This window comes from Rahnella variigena (assembly GCF_003610915.1).
Classification (GTDB): domain Bacteria; phylum Pseudomonadota; class Gammaproteobacteria; order Enterobacterales; family Enterobacteriaceae; genus Rahnella; species Rahnella variigena.
In genome coordinates this window covers 1,692,358-1,706,162 of record NZ_NSDJ01000001.1, presented here as the reverse complement: position 1 = coordinate 1,706,162, position 13,805 = coordinate 1,692,358, and the positions used below count along the sequence as shown (strand labels likewise).

Sequence of the window (13,805 nt, the reverse complement as noted above, 5' to 3'; positions counted from 1 at the left end):
CCGCATAATCTGATGGGTTGTTCAGCAATGCTGGATAACCCACTTTTTTTGCTGCGGATGACGTACTACACTGCCCTCTTAGCTGCATTTCAATTTTCTGAGGTTAAACATCCTGCTTACCATGAATCTACAACATCACTTTCTAATTGCGATGCCTGGCCTGGATGAACCCCAGTTCAAACGTTCGGTCGTCTATATCTGCGAACACAATGAAGACGGCGCTATGGGTCTGGTGATTAACAAACTGGTCGAAGATTTCACCGTTGAAAACGTCCTCGACAAACTGGACATCACACCCGAGCCTCGCGACCCGAACATCCGCCTCGACCGCCCGGTGTTTTCCGGTGGTCCGCTGGCAGACGACCGTGGTTTTATTCTGCACACGCCGCGCGAAGGGTTTGGCTCCAGTATCCGTATTTCGGACAGCACCATGATCACTACGTCTAAAGACGTGCTGGAAACGCTGGGCACCCCCGACCAGCCGAAAGATGTGCTGGTAGCGCTCGGGTACGCCGCATGGGAACAGGGCCAGCTGGAAAAAGAGCTGCTGGAAAATTCCTGGCTGACCATTGAAGCCAGCAATGACATTTTATTCCGCACCCCGATTGCTGACCGCTGGCGTGAAGCCGCGAAAATGATCGGCGTTGACGTCGGCCAGCTTGCCACCCATGCAGGGCACGCATAATGGCTAACCGCACGGTTTTTGCTTTCGATTTCGGTACCAAAAGCATCGGTCTGGCCATCGGTCAGGAAGTCACCGGCACCGCCCGTCCGCTGACATCGTTTAAAGCACAGGACGGGACGCCGGACTGGCAAAAAATCGAAAAGCTGTTGAAAGAATGGCTGCCGGATCTGGTGGTTGTAGGTCTGCCGCTGAACATGGACGGCACAGAGCAACCGCTGACCGCCCGTGCGCGCAAATTTGCCAACCGTCTGCATGGCCGTTTCGGCGTTCAGGTTGAACTGCACGACGAACGTCTGAGCACCGTTGAAGCCCGCGCTGATTTGTTCGATCGCGGCGGCTTCCGCGCGCTGGACAAAGGCAGCGTGGATGCCGCCTCTGCGGTGATCATTCTGGAAAGCTGGTTTGAAAAGCAGTGGAGTCAGTCCTGATCTGCCGCCAGTAATCCTGCGCTTTCCCGCTGCTGGCGGCTTTGGGCAAACGTCTGCATTCCGGCCTGTGCGCCGGTTTGCAGGATATCCGCCAGCTGATGCGTTTTTCCTTCGCGGATCATATTGCACACCGCCGGTGTTGACGTCAGCACTTCGAACAGCGCCACTCTTACCGCTTTTTCATCATCCTTTCCCTGCCCTTCTTTCGGTTTTTGCGTCACCAGTTTCTGCGCGACGACAGCCCTGAGACTGCCCGCCAGCTGAGCCCGCACAAAGGCTTTTTCTTCTGCCGGAAAGACATCAATCAGCCGGTCGATAGCCTGCGTGGCATTGCGCGTATGCAGCGTCGCCAGTACCAGATGCCCGGTTTCTGCCGCCGTCAGCGCCAGCCTGATGCTATCGGTGTCGCGCAATTCTCCCAGCAGTAACACGTCAGGATCCTCACGCAAAGCGCCGCGTACCGCTTCACTGAATGAACGGGTATGCAGCCCCAGTTCGCGCTGCTGGATAAGGCAATGTCTGCTGATGTGAATAAGCTCAATCGGATCTTCCAGTGTAATAATGTGCCGCGTCGTATGGCGGTTGAGGTAATCAATCATTGCCGCCAGCGTGGTGGACTTCCCGCTCCCCGTTGCTCCGGTAACCAGGATCAGACCATCTTCAAGTGTAATAATTTGCTGCAAGATATCCGGTGCCAGCAGCGTTGCCAGTTCAGGACAACGGGCGGGAACCGGCCTCAGCGCCGCCGACAAACCATGCAGTTGCTGAAACACGTTAAGGCGCATCCGCACGCCTTCCGCCAGCGTCAACGCTTTATCGAATTGCCCGGCCAGCTGCAAATTCGTCTGTTCTGCGACATTCAGCCACTGGCTGACGAGCCTTTGCATCTGCGATGCGTCGATCAGCGGCAGGTCCTCACAGCGGCATAATTCCCCTCCGATACGCAGCACAGGCCGATTGCCGGTACAAAGGTGCAGATCGGAGGCATTTTGCTTTACACTACGCCCCACTAATCCATCAATATCCATGTTGAAATCCTCCTGAGTCCCTATGAGCATTAGTCAGCAAAACGCTATTGAGCAGAACTTACAGAATGTCCGTGAGAAAATCGCAGCCGCTGCACACCTTTGCGGCAGGCCTCCGGAAGAAATTACCTTGCTTGCAGTGAGTAAAACGAAACCTGCGAGCGCTGTCGAAGAAGCGATTGCCGCCGGGCAGTTAGCATTTGGCGAAAACTACGTGCAGGAAGGCGTGGATAAAATTGCCCACTTTGCCGGACATCAGCCTGCGCTGACCTGGCATTTCATCGGGCCGTTGCAGTCGAATAAAAGCCGTCTGGTCGCGGAGAACTTCGACTGGTGTCATACCATTGACCGCCTGAAAATCGCCCAGCGCCTGAACGAGCAACGTCCGGCGGGTTTAGCGCCATTACAGGTGCTGATTCAGGTGAATATCAGTGACGAAGCCAGTAAATCTGGCATTGCTGTGGGTGAAGTTAACGAACTGGCGATGCAGATTATGGCGATGTCCAATCTGACGCTGCGCGGTCTGATGGCCATTCCGGCCGCAGAAACCGACTATGCGCGCCAGCTTGAAGTCTTCGGTCAGATGCGTGAAGCCCTGAAAGCTTTACAGAGCATTTGTCCGCAGGCCGATACTTTATCAATGGGCATGACCGATGATATGCCCGCTGCGATTGCCGCCGGAAGCACCATGGTTCGTATCGGTACCGCTATTTTCGGTGCCCGTGATTACAGCGCAAAACAGTAACCGCTCTCTGCCGGTATACTGCTTTACTATTGATTGGCTCAATTCAGCCCCCATTAAAAGCAAGGAGCATGAATGCAACATCGCAAAATATGTTTTATCGGTGCCGGTAACATGGCAGGCGCCATCATTTCAGGCCTGGTTGAAAGTGGTTATCCGGCCAGTATGATCAGCGTTTGTGCCCCTTCCACCACCCATCGCGATGCGCTGGCCGCAAAATACGGCGTACACAGCAGCAGTGATAACAACGCCTGTGCGCAAGCGGCAGATGTCGTTGTATTGTCTGTAAAACCGCAGATGATGGCGGATGTATGTAAAGCACTGCAAAAAGACGTGGATTTTAGCGATAAGCTGGTACTGTCGATTGCCGCAGGCGTCAGCGTGGCGCGCTTCTGCGAGTTGCTGGGCGATAATCTCAACATCGTGCGCATCATGCCTAACACGCCGTCGCTGGTCGGTCAGGGCATGAGTGGCTTGTATGCACCTGTTCAGGTTTCGCAGGCAGATCGTGATTACAGCGGCGAACTGATGACTGCCGTGGGCAAAATCTGCTGGGTTGATACCGAAGAAGGTATCAACCACGTGATTGCCGCCGCAGGCAGCGCACCGGCGTATTTCTTCCTGTTTATGGAAGCAATGCAGGCTGAAGCGCAGCGTCTGGGTTTCAGTGCAGAAACCGCGCGGATGCTGGTTGAACAAGCCGCCAGCGGTGCCAGCGCACTGGTTGCGGCAAGCCCGGACACGCCATTGTCACAACTTCGTGAGAATGTGACGTCCAAAGGCGGCACCACCTTTGAAGCTCTGAAAGTGTTTACCGACCGACAATTACCGGAGATCGTTTCCGAGGCCATGCAGGCCGCCATTACCCGCGCGCAGGAAATGGAAAAACTGTTCTGATAAGAACGAATAAAAAATAATACTGCCCAAAATCATCCGTGTTGCGTCAAGACGACACGCGAAGGATGAAGGGCATAGGAGAATTATGTTAACGCTGACTTTTCTGGTCAAAACACTGATTGATCTCTACGTGATGGTTCTGCTGCTGCGCATCTGGATGCAATGGGCACGTACAGATTTTTATAACCCGTTTTCACAGTTCGTGGTGAAGATTACTCAGCCGATTATCGGACCACTTCGCCGGATTATTCCGCCGCTGGGCCCGATTGACAGCGCAAGCCTGCTGCTGGCTTTCATTCTTTGCACCATCAAATTCCCGCTGCTGTTGCTAATCCAAAGCGGCGCTATCTTCTTTGGTCTGAGCAGTCTGCTGATTGGCCTGATAGGGCTGGTCAAAGCCGCGGGTTATCTGGTGTTCTGGCTGGTCATTATCCGCTCATTGATGAGCTGGGTGAGCCAGGGCCGCGGACCAATGGATTATCTGCTGATGCAGCTGACTGAGCCGCTGATGGCACCCATCCGTCGTATTCTTCCTGCGATGGGCGGCATCGATTTCTCGGCAATGGTGGTGATCCTGATCCTGTATATGCTGAATTATCTCGGAATGGATCTGTTGGGTGCGCTGTGGTTCCAGCTTTAAGCCCGGCGTTCTGGCAATCTGACGTGCTGGTTTTGCGGCTGGTTATCCAGCCCAAAGCCAGCCGTGACAGCCTGGTGGGTTTGCATGGCGACGAGCTGAAAGTCACCATCACCGCCCCGCCGGTAGACGGACAGGCCAACACACATCTGGTGAAATTTCTCTCAAAACAGTTTAAAGTCGCCAAAAGTCAGATAAGCATCGAAAAGGGCGAGCTGGGCCGCCATAAACAAGTCCGCATTACCCATCCGCAAAATATCCCGACTGAGGTCGCGGTACTGCTCGCAGAATAACGTTAAGTCAGGACTCTCCCATGCAGAAAGTCGTATTAGCTACCGGCAACGCCGGTAAAGTGCGTGAACTCGCACATCTTCTGGCCGATTTCGGGCTGGACGTGGTGGCACAAACCGAACTCGGCGTTGAATCCGCCGAAGAAACCGGTCTGACGTTCATTGAGAATGCCATCCTGAAAGCCCGCCACGCGGCGGCTGTCACCGGTTTACCTGCTGTGGCAGATGACTCCGGCCTGGCGGTTGATTTTCTCGGTGGTGCGCCGGGGATTTACTCTGCGCGCTACGCGGGCGTTGATGCCAGCGATCAGCAAAACCTCGATAAACTGCTGGTTGCGCTGAAAGACGTTCCACAGGGCCAGCGTAATGCACAGTTCCACTGCGTGCTGGTGTATATGCGCCATGCTGAAGACCCGACGCCGCTGGTGTGCCACGGCAGCTGGGCAGGTGAAATCACCTTTGCCCAGGCAGGTGAAGGCGGCTTTGGTTATGACCCGATCTTTTATGTTCCTGAGCTGGGTAAAACCGCCGCAGAACTGAGCCGTGAAGAAAAAAGTGCGGTGTCGCACCGGGGACAGGCATTGAAACTGTTGTTTGCCGCGATGAAAGAGGCAGTACAGAAGAATGCGTAAGTTACCGCCGCTGAGTCTCTACATTCATATTCCGTGGTGCGTGCAAAAATGCCCTTACTGCGATTTCAACTCGCACGCGTTAAAGGGCGAAGTGCCGCATGACGATTATGTCGCGCATCTGCTGGCAGATTTAGATGCGGATCTGCATCTGGTGGGCGGACGCAGCGTAGGGACCATTTTTATCGGCGGCGGAACCCCAAGCCTGCTGAGCAGCGAAGCAATGCAAAATCTGCTCGACGGCGTGCGTGCGCGGTTGCCACTCGACGCTCACGCTGAAATTACCATGGAAGCCAATCCCGGTACCGTCGAAGCAGATCGCTTCAGCGGCTACCAGCGCGCGGGTGTAAACCGTATTTCCATCGGCGTGCAAAGTTTTGATGCACAGAAATTGGAGCGTCTGGGGCGTATTCACGGCCCTGACGAAGCCAAACGCGCGGCACATCTGGCGACTGACCTGAACCTGCGCAGCTTCAATCTGGATCTGATGCATGGTTTACCGGATCAGACACTGGAAGAAGCACTTGACGATTTGCGTCAGGCAATCGCACTCAATCCGCCGCATTTGTCCTGGTATCAGCTGACTATCGAACCAAATACGATGTATGCCTCGCGACCGCCAAAACTGCCGGATGATGACGCGCTGTGGGATATTTTCGAGCAAGGCGATCAGTTGCTGACCGCAGCCGGATACCAGCAATATGAAACCTCGGCGTACGCCAAACCGGGCTATCAGTGTCAGCACAACCTGAACTACTGGCGCTTCGGGGATTATCTCGGCATCGGTTGTGGCGCGCATGGCAAACTGACTCAGCCAGACGGGCAAATCCTGCGTACCGTCAAAACCAAACACCCTCGCGGTTACATGCAGGGTCGTTATATGGATAAACAGCATCCGGTGGAAACCGAAGATTTGCCGTTTGAATTCTTCATGAACCGCTTCCGCCTGCTGGAAGCCGCGCCGCGTGAAGAGTTTGGTCTGTATACCGGGCTGGATGAATCGGTGATCCGCGCACAGTTAGACGAAGCGATTGCCAAAGAATATCTGGTCGAAACCGATACGCACTGGCAGATCACCAGCAAAGGAAAGCTGTTCCTGAATTCGCTGCTGGAGCTGTTTTTGGCGGAGTAGAATCAAGTGATAACAGGGGTAAACACTGCCCGAAACACATTTTTGGTATATTATCACCACGTTGGGGTGCTGGCTTTCGTACTACTTACGGAAGTAGAAACTCTGGAAGATGTAGCTCCAACTACCTCTTCCAACAAAAAAACCGCGTAATCGCGGTTTTTTTGTATCTGTCATTTGGCAGCTTACTGTTTCAAATCTGCCAGCAAGGTTTTGTGCTGAGTATCCAGATTGGTAACGCGCTTACAGACGTCATCGCCAAAAGCTTTAAACTCTTTTTCCTGCTTGTTCCACTCTTCCTGAACGGCCTGTTGTAAACCGCCGAGATTACCCATCATCGCCTGCAGTGGATTTCCGCCACTCGCAGCCTGTTTGAGTCCCATCTCGTTGATGCTGTCCTGCATGACGCCGCCCATGGTTTGTTCCATCAGCTTCTGGCCATTTTGCTTCACCTGATCCACTGCTTTATGGTGGAAAGTCAGGCCATCAGTGCGGTGTTCGATAATCAGGTTCATCTGCTCTTTCAGCTGCTTATCGAGCTTAACCAGGCGGTTACGCACGTTGCTGTCACTGCCCAGTTTTTCGACGATCACACGGTCAACCGCAACCCGGCCTTTTTCAAGATGCGCCGTCGCGCCCTGGTCAATCCACGGCAGGTCACGGCGTAAACCGGCCTGATAGTCGATGGCTTCCTGACGCTGTCTGGCGCTCAGGGTCATGTCTTTTCCGTTGAGGGTTACGTTACCGTTTGGTGTGATCAGCAGATCACCGCTGTTACCGACAACCTGTACGGTCTGCGGCTTGATGATCACGTCATCCTTAGGCTGGACGGCACACTGATAATCGGCCTGTGCGCTCCACGCGCTCAGCGCCAGTAACGCAGCAAGTCCGGTTTTTACCACTCCACTTTTTACTAACATGTACTCTCCCTTAAGACAGCAAACTCAAAAAATTGAACGGCCAATACGTTGCGCCAGTAATTCTAAGGCAGCAATACCTGCCAAAGAGTTCCCTGCCGCATCAAGTTCCGGTGACCAAACCGCAATGCACATCTCGCCAGGCACCACGGCAATGATGCCGCCGCCGACGCCAGATTTACCCGGCATACCGACGCGGTATGCGAATTCACCCGCGCCGTCGTACATGCCGCTGGTGACCATCATCGCATTAATCTGACGCGCCTGACGGGCATCAATGAGCGGTTCTTCACTCCCCAGCGGATGCCCTTTATTGGCAAGATATACAAACGTCCGCGCCAGTTCTTCACAGCTCATACGTAATGCACAGTAGTGGAAATAGGTATGCAAAACGGTGATGACGTCGTTGTCGAAATTACCGAAAGACTTCATCAGATAGGCAATCGCCGCGTTGCGGTCAGAATGCTCGAACTCTGAACGGGCAACGTGCCGATCGTAGTTGAGATCTGCCGATCCGGCCAGTTGCCGCACCACTTCCAGCATTCTCTGCTTTGGTGCGGAGAGCCGGGTTTGCAGCAAATCGCAGACCACAAGCGCGCCCGGATTGATAAACGGATTACGCGGTTTTCCCTGTTCAAGCTCAAGCTGAACCAGCGAATTGAACGGCTGACCGGACGGCTCTTTGCCGACGCGCTGCCAGATTTCGCTTTCCTGATAACGGGTCAGCGCCAGCGTCAGGCTGAGCACTTTTGAGATCGACTGGATCGAGAAACGCATGTCGGCATCACCGGCACGAAAGATCTCCCCTTTCGTGGTACACACGGCAATCCCTAAATGATCGGGGCTGACTTCCGCCAGCGCAGGAATATAATCGGCAACATTGCCACGGCCAATCAGCGGCCTGACCTGCGCCAGAATATCTTCCAGCAAACTGTTATCGAGTTCGGTACCCAACGTCCTGCCTCCAGATGTAACAAAGGTGCCGGAAGGCACCTTTCAAAGATTCAGAATTTATCTGACCGGTGGAATCAGTCCCACCAGATATCGAATAACTCGGAAACTTCCACGTCTTCCATTTTCTGGTCTTCTAACCATTTTTTGACCTGCGCGCGCTGTTCATCAGTGCAGTGACCGATGTCCTGACGGCAAACCAGACCTTCCCATTGCAGATAGCCACTGCCATCGAAAGCCAGTTTGTTTGGCTCGATCACACCGTCGATGAATTTATCCAGGGATTCATCAATGGTTTCTACCGCGGTACCTTCCGGGAAACGCCATTTTACAGAGAAGCCCAGTTCCTGGAACTCGGCAATGTGTAACTTCTTACGTAAACGACGACTGCGATTTGTAGCCATTATTGCTTCCTCTCAAACATCAGATCCCACACGCCGTGGCCTAAACGCTGGCCACGCATTTCGAACTTGGTCACCGGGCGCGATTCAGGACGCGGGACATAATTACCTTCCTGCGACAGATTCACCCAGCTTTCTAAACTGGTCATGACTTCGAGCATGTGCTCCGCATACGGCTCCCAGTCGGTTGCCATGTGGAATACACCGCCCACTTTTAGTTTCTTGCGCAGCTTCTCGACGAACTCAGGCTGCACGATACGGCGCTTATTATGGCGCGCTTTGTGCCACGGGTCAGGAAAGAATAGCTGCACCATATCGAGCGAGCCATCCGGAATCATTTTTTCCAGCACTTCAACCGCATCGTGACACATCACGCGCAGGTTGCTGACGCCCTCTTCGTGCGCCGTTGCCAGACACGCGCCAACACCCGGTGAGTGTACTTCAATCCCGATAAAGTTCTGGTCAGGATTCTGCTGCGCCATGGTAACGAGCGATGTGCCCATGCCGAAACCGATTTCCAGTACCACAGGTGCAGAGCGACCAAATAAGGCATCAATATCCAGGGATTCGGCCTGAAACTCCACGCCCATCACCGGCCAGAAGTTGTCCAGCGCAAATTGCTGACCTTTAGTCAGACGGCCCTGACGGCGGACAAAACTACGGATACGGCGCATCGCGCGACCGTTCTCGTCGAACTCCGGTGAAATGACGTCGTTTTTCATGGTGTTTCCACTCCGATTGGCAAGACGCGGTACCCGCGCGCGGATGCCTGTGCTTTGGTCACTAAATATAAGGAAAGGCGCATTATCCAAACTTACTCCCGATTAGCAAGGCTTGCGGGCAGGAAATCCGTCAATACAGTGCGGAAAGTTCCGGTTTACAGCCAGACGGGAACTGTGATGTGATCAGCCCCGTCTTTTAACCCTGCCGGACAGTAATTCACCCATGATGGAAGCCCAACGTTTCTCACCTCTGGTGCTCGACTGGTATCAGCGCTATGGCCGCAAAACGCTGCCGTGGCAAATCGCAAAAACACCTTATAAAGTCTGGCTTTCGGAAGTGATGTTGCAGCAAACGCAGGTAGCGACTGTTATTCCGTATTTTGAACGTTTTATGCAACGCTTTCCGACGGTGTCTGATCTCGCCGCAGCGCCCCTCGATGAAGTTCTGCATCTGTGGACCGGGCTGGGTTATTACGCCCGTGCGCGTAACCTGCATAAAGCGGCGCAGACCATCGCCAGCCAGCACGGCGGCGTATTTCCGACAACTTTTGATGAGATTCTCGCGTTGCCGGGCATTGGCCGTTCCACCGCCGGCGCGGTTTTATCGCTGGCACTGAATCAGCACTACCCTATTTTAGACGGGAATGTGAAGCGCGTGCTGGCTCGCTGCTATGCTGTTGACGGCTGGCCGGGCGAGAAGAAAACCGAAAATAAGCTGTGGACGATAAGCGAAGACGTCACGCCCGCCGAAGGTGTTGCACAGTTTAATCAGGCAATGATGGATTTGGGCGCGATGGTTTGTACCCGCAGCAAACCCAAGTGCGAGCTGTGCCCGGTGAAATCCGGCTGTGAAGCTTATGCGCATCACAGCTGGGCGAATTATCCCGGTAAAAAACCTAAGAAAACCCTGCCGGAAAAGACCGCGTTTATGCTGATGATCCAGCAGGAAGATAAAGTCTGGCTGGAACAGCGTCCGCCGGTCGGCCTGTGGGGCGGATTGTTCTGCTTCCCGCAATTTACCACCGAAGATGAACTGGCTATTGGTCTGAAAAAATACGGTGTTACGCAAAATCAGTTGCAGCAGCAGACCGCTTTTCGTCACACTTTCAGCCATTTCCATCTGGATATCGTCCCGATGTGGTTAAATCTGCGTTCTTCCGCGGGTTGCATGGATGAAGGTGCGGGTCTCTGGTATAACTTAGCCCAACCACAATCCGTCGGGCTGGCCGCGCCGGTAGAGCGTCTGTTAACGCAACTGGCTAAAGAACCGACCCAAAAGAACGATCGATAAGGAATTAGCATGAGCAGAACGATTTTTTGTACTTTTCTCAAGCGCGATGCTGAAGGACAAGACTTCCAGCTGTACCCTGGCGAGATTGGCAAACGTATCTTCAATGAGATTTCGAAAGAAGCCTGGTCGCAGTGGATGACCAAACAAACCATGCTGATTAACGAAAAGAAACTCAGCATGATGAATCCGGAAGACCGCAAACTGCTGGAACAGGAAATGGTCAACTTCCTGTTCGAAGGTCAGGACGTGCATATCGAAGGCTATACCCCGCCGTCAAAATAATCATTTATAACAATGGTTAAAACATTAAGGCAGGTACTCCGGGTGCCTGCTTCTTTCATCAGAAACGGTTTGTAAGATGAAGAAAATTTTAGCTTTGCTGGTTATCGCGCCCATGTTGATCTCCTGCTCCGGCAGCAAGAAAGACCAGTTCAACGAAGCTTATGTGAAAGACACCAACGGATTCGATATTTTGATGGGGCAGTTCGCCCATAACATCGAAAATATCTGGGGTATGAACGAAGTGCTGATCGCGGGTCCGAAAGACTACGTGAAATATAGCGATCAGTATTACACCCGCAGCCACATCAACTTCGATGCGGGTACCATCACCCTTGAGACTATTTCTGGCACGGATCCGGCGGCCAGCCTGCGTCAGGCCATTATCAGCACCTTGCTGGTGGGCGACGATCCGGGCAATGTTGACCTTTATTCCGACGCCAATGATATCCAGATCAGCCGTGAACCGATGTTGTACGGTCAGGTTCTCGACAATACCGGCCAGCCAATCCGCTGGGAAGGCCGCGCAGCAAGTTTTGCTGATTATCTGATTCAGAACAAACTGATGCGCCGTCAGTCCGGTCTGCACGTGATTTATTCCGTGACGATCCAGATGGTGCCGAACCACCTGAACAAACGTGCGCATAAATATCTGCCGATGATCCGTGAAGCATCAGCTAAGTATGGCGTCGATCAGTCACTGATCCTGGCGATCATGCAAACCGAATCAGCCTTTAACCCGTATGCGGTGAGTAATGCCGATGCGCTGGGCCTGATGCAGGTTGTGCAACATACCGCGGGTGTTGATGTGTTTAAATCTGAAGGAAAATGGGGCAAGCCAAGCCGCAGCTATCTGTTTGATCCGCAGAATAATATCAATACCGGCACGGCTTATCTTGCGATGCTGCAAAACGTGTATCTGGGGAACATCAACAACCCGACATCACGTCGCTATGCTGTGATTACCGCTTATAACGGCGGTGCCGGCAGTGTTCTGCGCGTGTTCTCACAGAACAAAACGCAGGCGTTTAACATCATTAACAATATGGCGCCGGGCGATGTGTACACCACTCTGACGACCAAACATCCGTCGGCAGAATCCCGCCGCTATCTGTACAAAGTGAACAATACTCAGCGCAGCTACCGCCGCGTAGATTAACGTTTATTGTCCCGGCTTCTCAGGCGTGAGGCGCCGGGACGAATGTCTTAACTGTGAGTCTGTAAACTCTCCGTCGGCAGACTTTGTGTCTGGAATTTTCCGTCACCCAGATCACTGACAATATGATTCATGCGCTCTTCCGTCAGCTGGTAGTAACGGATAGAGAAAGCCGTAATCAGATAGAAAATAGCCGGTAAGACGGTGAATAAAATCAGGACACCGCGTACCGCTTCCGCCGATTGTTGTTCCACGCCCGCCTGATAACCAAACCATGCCAGCCCCCAGCCTGTCAGCGCCCCACCAATCGCCACGCCGAGTTTAATCACAAAGATATTCGCCGCGATGTTCATCCCTGTAATTCGGCGCTGGGTTTTCCACTCCCCATAATTATTGGCATCCGTGATCATTGACCATTGCAGCGGGGCATTTATCCCCTGTAATAAGTTAAGGGCAATATGAACAATAAAGGCAGGGATCCAGTAATCGGTTGGCAGCACAAAGAAAAGTAATCCTGCAAATGCACTTAATATGTTCACCCAGATGGACGCGCGGATTTTACACATCCACGAGCCCAGTTTTTTGGCAAATAAACTGCCGATAACCGCCGCAACGGTAGTCGCCATCATGAAAATGGAAATAATGCCGCTTCCCTGATGCAGAACATATTGCACGAAATACACCAGCAAACTGCCGCGAACAACCACGCCGCATAACATGGCAAGGTTATAAACTGAGAGGATCCGCCACTGATCATTTTGCATAAGCACACGCACATCACGAAGGATATTCATGTTCTCTTCTTTCACCGGTGTAATACGCTCCCGCGTGGTGAGGAAACAGACAAAGAACATCACGCAGCCAATGACACCAAAGATGCCCATCGCCCACTGCATACCGGTCGCGCGGTCTCCCGGTGAGATAAAATCAGCTAGCGGCAGGATGAGCGCCGTCCCCATCGCACCCCCGACGGGCGCAATAGCGAAACGCCACGATTGCAGGGAAAGATTATCCTGCGGGTCGGCAGTAATTGCGGCCCCCAGAGAACAGTAAGGAATATTAATCGCCGTGTACATTAAGGTCATAAATATATAAGCGAAAACCGCATAAACAATTTTACCGGTCTGTTCAAAATCTGGCGTGGAATAAACCAGAACACAACTGACGGCAAAGGGCACACAAATAATCAGTAGCCAGGGCCGAAATCTTCCCCAGCGACTTTTGGTCTGATCGGCAATCGCGCCCATAATAGGATCAGTGATCGCATCAAGTACCCTGACCACTAAGAACAGGGTTCCCATTACCGCTGGCGGCAAACCATAAATATTCGTATAGAAATAGGCAAGAATAGCGACAGAAGAATCAAAAACAATGTGGCTTGCCGCATCACCTAATCCAAAACCCAGCTTTTCTTTCGCACTGATCCTTTCAGTTAATGCTGACATGCAGTCACCTTTATTAAGATGGAATTCTGCATTAGTTATAATTCCAGAAAATCACGCTGAGTATTGTGATTTCTCATTTACGTTTTATGCTTTTAATCAACTGTGACGCAGGTATCTATACTCTGGCTGAATAAGAGGATTATTTTCGAGCTGCATCACATATCCCCATGCAGGGTTATTG

17 protein-coding genes are annotated in these 13,805 nt (G+C 52.7%); 11 read left to right on the top strand and 6 right to left on the bottom strand.

Going from position 1 to position 13,805, the window contains the following annotated elements; genetic code table 11:
* Positions 1–121: 121 nt before the first annotated feature.
* Both CKQ54_RS07805 and ruvX read left to right on the top strand, forming a co-directional pair.
* Complete coding sequence (locus CKQ54_RS07805) at positions 122–685, top strand: YqgE/AlgH family protein (RefSeq protein WP_112289008.1); 564 nt, start codon at positions 122–124, stop codon at positions 683–685.
* The gene (gene ruvX, locus CKQ54_RS07800) at positions 685–1,113 is read left to right on the top strand and encodes a Holliday junction resolvase RuvX (RefSeq protein WP_013576828.1); all 429 of its coding nucleotides are present in this window, start codon (positions 685–687) and stop codon (positions 1,111–1,113) included. The genes CKQ54_RS07805 and ruvX overlap by 1 nt, the downstream gene beginning before the upstream one ends.
* On the opposite strand, the gene CKQ54_RS07795 is transcribed toward ruvX, so the two are convergent.
* Entirely contained in the window at positions 1,104–2,141 is a 1,038-nt protein-coding gene (locus CKQ54_RS07795; RefSeq protein ID WP_120161009.1) for a type IV pilus twitching motility protein PilT, read from the bottom strand. The genes ruvX and CKQ54_RS07795 overlap by 10 nt on opposite strands.
* Before the next feature lie 22 nt (positions 2,142–2,163).
* Here CKQ54_RS07795 and CKQ54_RS07790 point away from each other — a divergent pair, with 22 nt between their 5' ends.
* From CKQ54_RS07790 to hemW, 6 genes are all read left to right on the top strand, one after another.
* Positions 2,164–2,883: a YggS family pyridoxal phosphate-dependent enzyme gene (locus CKQ54_RS07790; RefSeq protein ID WP_120161011.1), complete on the top strand. Its 720-nt coding sequence runs from the start codon at positions 2,164–2,166 to the stop codon at positions 2,881–2,883.
* 72 nt (positions 2,884–2,955) lie between these two features.
* Entirely contained in the window at positions 2,956–3,777 is an 822-nt protein-coding gene (gene proC / locus CKQ54_RS07785) for a pyrroline-5-carboxylate reductase (RefSeq protein WP_120161013.1), read from the top strand.
* Between the two features lie 85 nt (positions 3,778–3,862).
* Positions 3,863–4,417 carry a YggT family protein gene (locus CKQ54_RS07780; RefSeq protein ID WP_013576832.1) on the top strand — a complete coding sequence of 185 codons (555 nt, stop codon included), beginning with the start codon at positions 3,863–3,865 and terminating at the stop codon, positions 4,415–4,417.
* Positions 4,402–4,707: a DUF167 family protein YggU gene (gene yggU / locus CKQ54_RS07775; protein WP_120161014.1), complete on the top strand. Its 306-nt coding sequence runs from the start codon at positions 4,402–4,404 to the stop codon at positions 4,705–4,707. The genes CKQ54_RS07780 and yggU overlap by 16 nt, the downstream gene beginning before the upstream one ends.
* A gap of 20 nt (positions 4,708–4,727) precedes the next feature.
* Positions 4,728–5,336 carry an XTP/dITP diphosphatase gene (locus CKQ54_RS07770; RefSeq protein WP_113878345.1) on the top strand — a complete coding sequence of 203 codons (609 nt, stop codon included), beginning with the start codon at positions 4,728–4,730 and terminating at the stop codon, positions 5,334–5,336.
* A complete protein-coding gene (gene hemW / locus CKQ54_RS07765; RefSeq protein WP_120161016.1) occupies positions 5,329–6,465 on the top strand; it encodes a radical SAM family heme chaperone HemW in 1,137 nt (378 codons plus the stop codon). The genes CKQ54_RS07770 and hemW overlap by 8 nt, the downstream gene beginning before the upstream one ends.
* Positions 6,466–6,647: 182 nt before the next feature.
* On the opposite strand, the gene CKQ54_RS07760 is transcribed toward hemW, so the two are convergent.
* The 4 genes from CKQ54_RS07760 to trmB form a co-directional block, all read right to left on the bottom strand.
* A complete protein-coding gene (locus tag CKQ54_RS07760) occupies positions 6,648–7,382 on the bottom strand; it encodes a YggN family protein (protein WP_120161018.1) in 735 nt (244 codons plus the stop codon).
* Positions 7,383–7,406: 24 nt separating this feature from the next.
* A complete protein-coding gene (glsB, locus tag CKQ54_RS07755; RefSeq protein WP_120161020.1) occupies positions 7,407–8,333 on the bottom strand; it encodes a glutaminase B in 927 nt (308 codons plus the stop codon).
* Positions 8,334–8,407: 74 nt separating this feature from the next.
* Positions 8,408–8,734 (bottom strand): YggL family protein, encoded by a 327-nt coding sequence (locus tag CKQ54_RS07750; RefSeq protein ID WP_095924788.1) that lies wholly within the window; start codon positions 8,732–8,734, stop codon positions 8,408–8,410.
* Positions 8,734–9,453, bottom strand: coding sequence for a tRNA (guanosine(46)-N7)-methyltransferase TrmB (trmB, locus tag CKQ54_RS07745; protein ID WP_120161022.1), 720 nt, complete (start codon positions 9,451–9,453; stop codon positions 8,734–8,736). The genes CKQ54_RS07750 and trmB overlap by 1 nt, the downstream gene beginning before the upstream one ends.
* A 223-nt stretch (positions 9,454–9,676) precedes the next feature.
* Between trmB and mutY the strand changes: the two genes are divergently transcribed.
* The 3 genes from mutY (at position 9,677) to mltC (ending at position 12,182) form a co-directional block, all read left to right on the top strand.
* Positions 9,677–10,744 (top strand): A/G-specific adenine glycosylase, encoded by a 1,068-nt coding sequence (gene mutY / locus CKQ54_RS07740; RefSeq protein ID WP_120161024.1) that lies wholly within the window; start codon positions 9,677–9,679, stop codon positions 10,742–10,744.
* A 9-nt stretch (positions 10,745–10,753) separates the two neighbouring features.
* Positions 10,754–11,026 (top strand): oxidative damage protection protein, encoded by a 273-nt coding sequence (locus CKQ54_RS07735; protein WP_104923222.1) that lies wholly within the window; start codon positions 10,754–10,756, stop codon positions 11,024–11,026.
* 76 nt (positions 11,027–11,102) lie between these two features.
* The gene (mltC, locus tag CKQ54_RS07730; RefSeq protein ID WP_112289020.1) at positions 11,103–12,182 is read left to right on the top strand and encodes a membrane-bound lytic murein transglycosylase MltC; all 1,080 of its coding nucleotides are present in this window, start codon (positions 11,103–11,105) and stop codon (positions 12,180–12,182) included.
* Between the two features lie 47 nt (positions 12,183–12,229).
* Here the strand turns inward: mltC and CKQ54_RS07725 are convergent, their stop codons facing one another.
* Complete coding sequence (locus CKQ54_RS07725; protein WP_120161026.1) at positions 12,230–13,624, bottom strand: glycoside-pentoside-hexuronide (GPH):cation symporter; 1,395 nt, start codon at positions 13,622–13,624, stop codon at positions 12,230–12,232.
* Positions 13,625–13,805 lie beyond the last annotated feature (181 nt).

What these genes read in the sequence shown, in the direction of transcription:
- trmB (WP_120161022.1), bottom strand. Translation starts at nt 9,453, where the DNA reads ATGAAAAACGACGTCATTTCACCGGAGTTCGACGAGAACGGTCGCGCG.
- CKQ54_RS07735 (WP_104923222.1), top strand. Translation starts at nt 10,754, where the DNA reads ATGAGCAGAACGATTTTTTGTACTTTTCTCAAGCGCGATGCTGAAGGA.
- CKQ54_RS07795 (WP_120161009.1), bottom strand. Translation starts at nt 2,141, where the DNA reads ATGGATATTGATGGATTAGTGGGGCGTAGTGTAAAGCAAAATGCCTCC.
- CKQ54_RS07770 (WP_113878345.1), top strand. Translation starts at nt 4,728, where the DNA reads ATGCAGAAAGTCGTATTAGCTACCGGCAACGCCGGTAAAGTGCGTGAA.
- hemW (WP_120161016.1), top strand. Translation starts at nt 5,329, where the DNA reads ATGCGTAAGTTACCGCCGCTGAGTCTCTACATTCATATTCCGTGGTGC.
- mutY (WP_120161024.1), top strand. Translation starts at nt 9,677, where the DNA reads ATGATGGAAGCCCAACGTTTCTCACCTCTGGTGCTCGACTGGTATCAG.
- CKQ54_RS07805 (WP_112289008.1), top strand. Translation starts at nt 122, where the DNA reads ATGAATCTACAACATCACTTTCTAATTGCGATGCCTGGCCTGGATGAA.
- CKQ54_RS07750 (WP_095924788.1), bottom strand. Translation starts at nt 8,734, where the DNA reads ATGGCTACAAATCGCAGTCGTCGTTTACGTAAGAAGTTACACATTGCC.
- CKQ54_RS07780 (WP_013576832.1), top strand. Translation starts at nt 3,863, where the DNA reads ATGTTAACGCTGACTTTTCTGGTCAAAACACTGATTGATCTCTACGTG.
- CKQ54_RS07760 (WP_120161018.1), bottom strand. Translation starts at nt 7,382, where the DNA reads ATGTTAGTAAAAAGTGGAGTGGTAAAAACCGGACTTGCTGCGTTACTG.
- CKQ54_RS07725 (WP_120161026.1), bottom strand. Translation starts at nt 13,624, where the DNA reads ATGTCAGCATTAACTGAAAGGATCAGTGCGAAAGAAAAGCTGGGTTTT.
- CKQ54_RS07790 (WP_120161011.1), top strand. Translation starts at nt 2,164, where the DNA reads ATGAGCATTAGTCAGCAAAACGCTATTGAGCAGAACTTACAGAATGTC.
- mltC (WP_112289020.1), top strand. Translation starts at nt 11,103, where the DNA reads ATGAAGAAAATTTTAGCTTTGCTGGTTATCGCGCCCATGTTGATCTCC.
- proC (WP_120161013.1), top strand. Translation starts at nt 2,956, where the DNA reads ATGCAACATCGCAAAATATGTTTTATCGGTGCCGGTAACATGGCAGGC.
- ruvX (WP_013576828.1), top strand. Translation starts at nt 685, where the DNA reads ATGGCTAACCGCACGGTTTTTGCTTTCGATTTCGGTACCAAAAGCATC.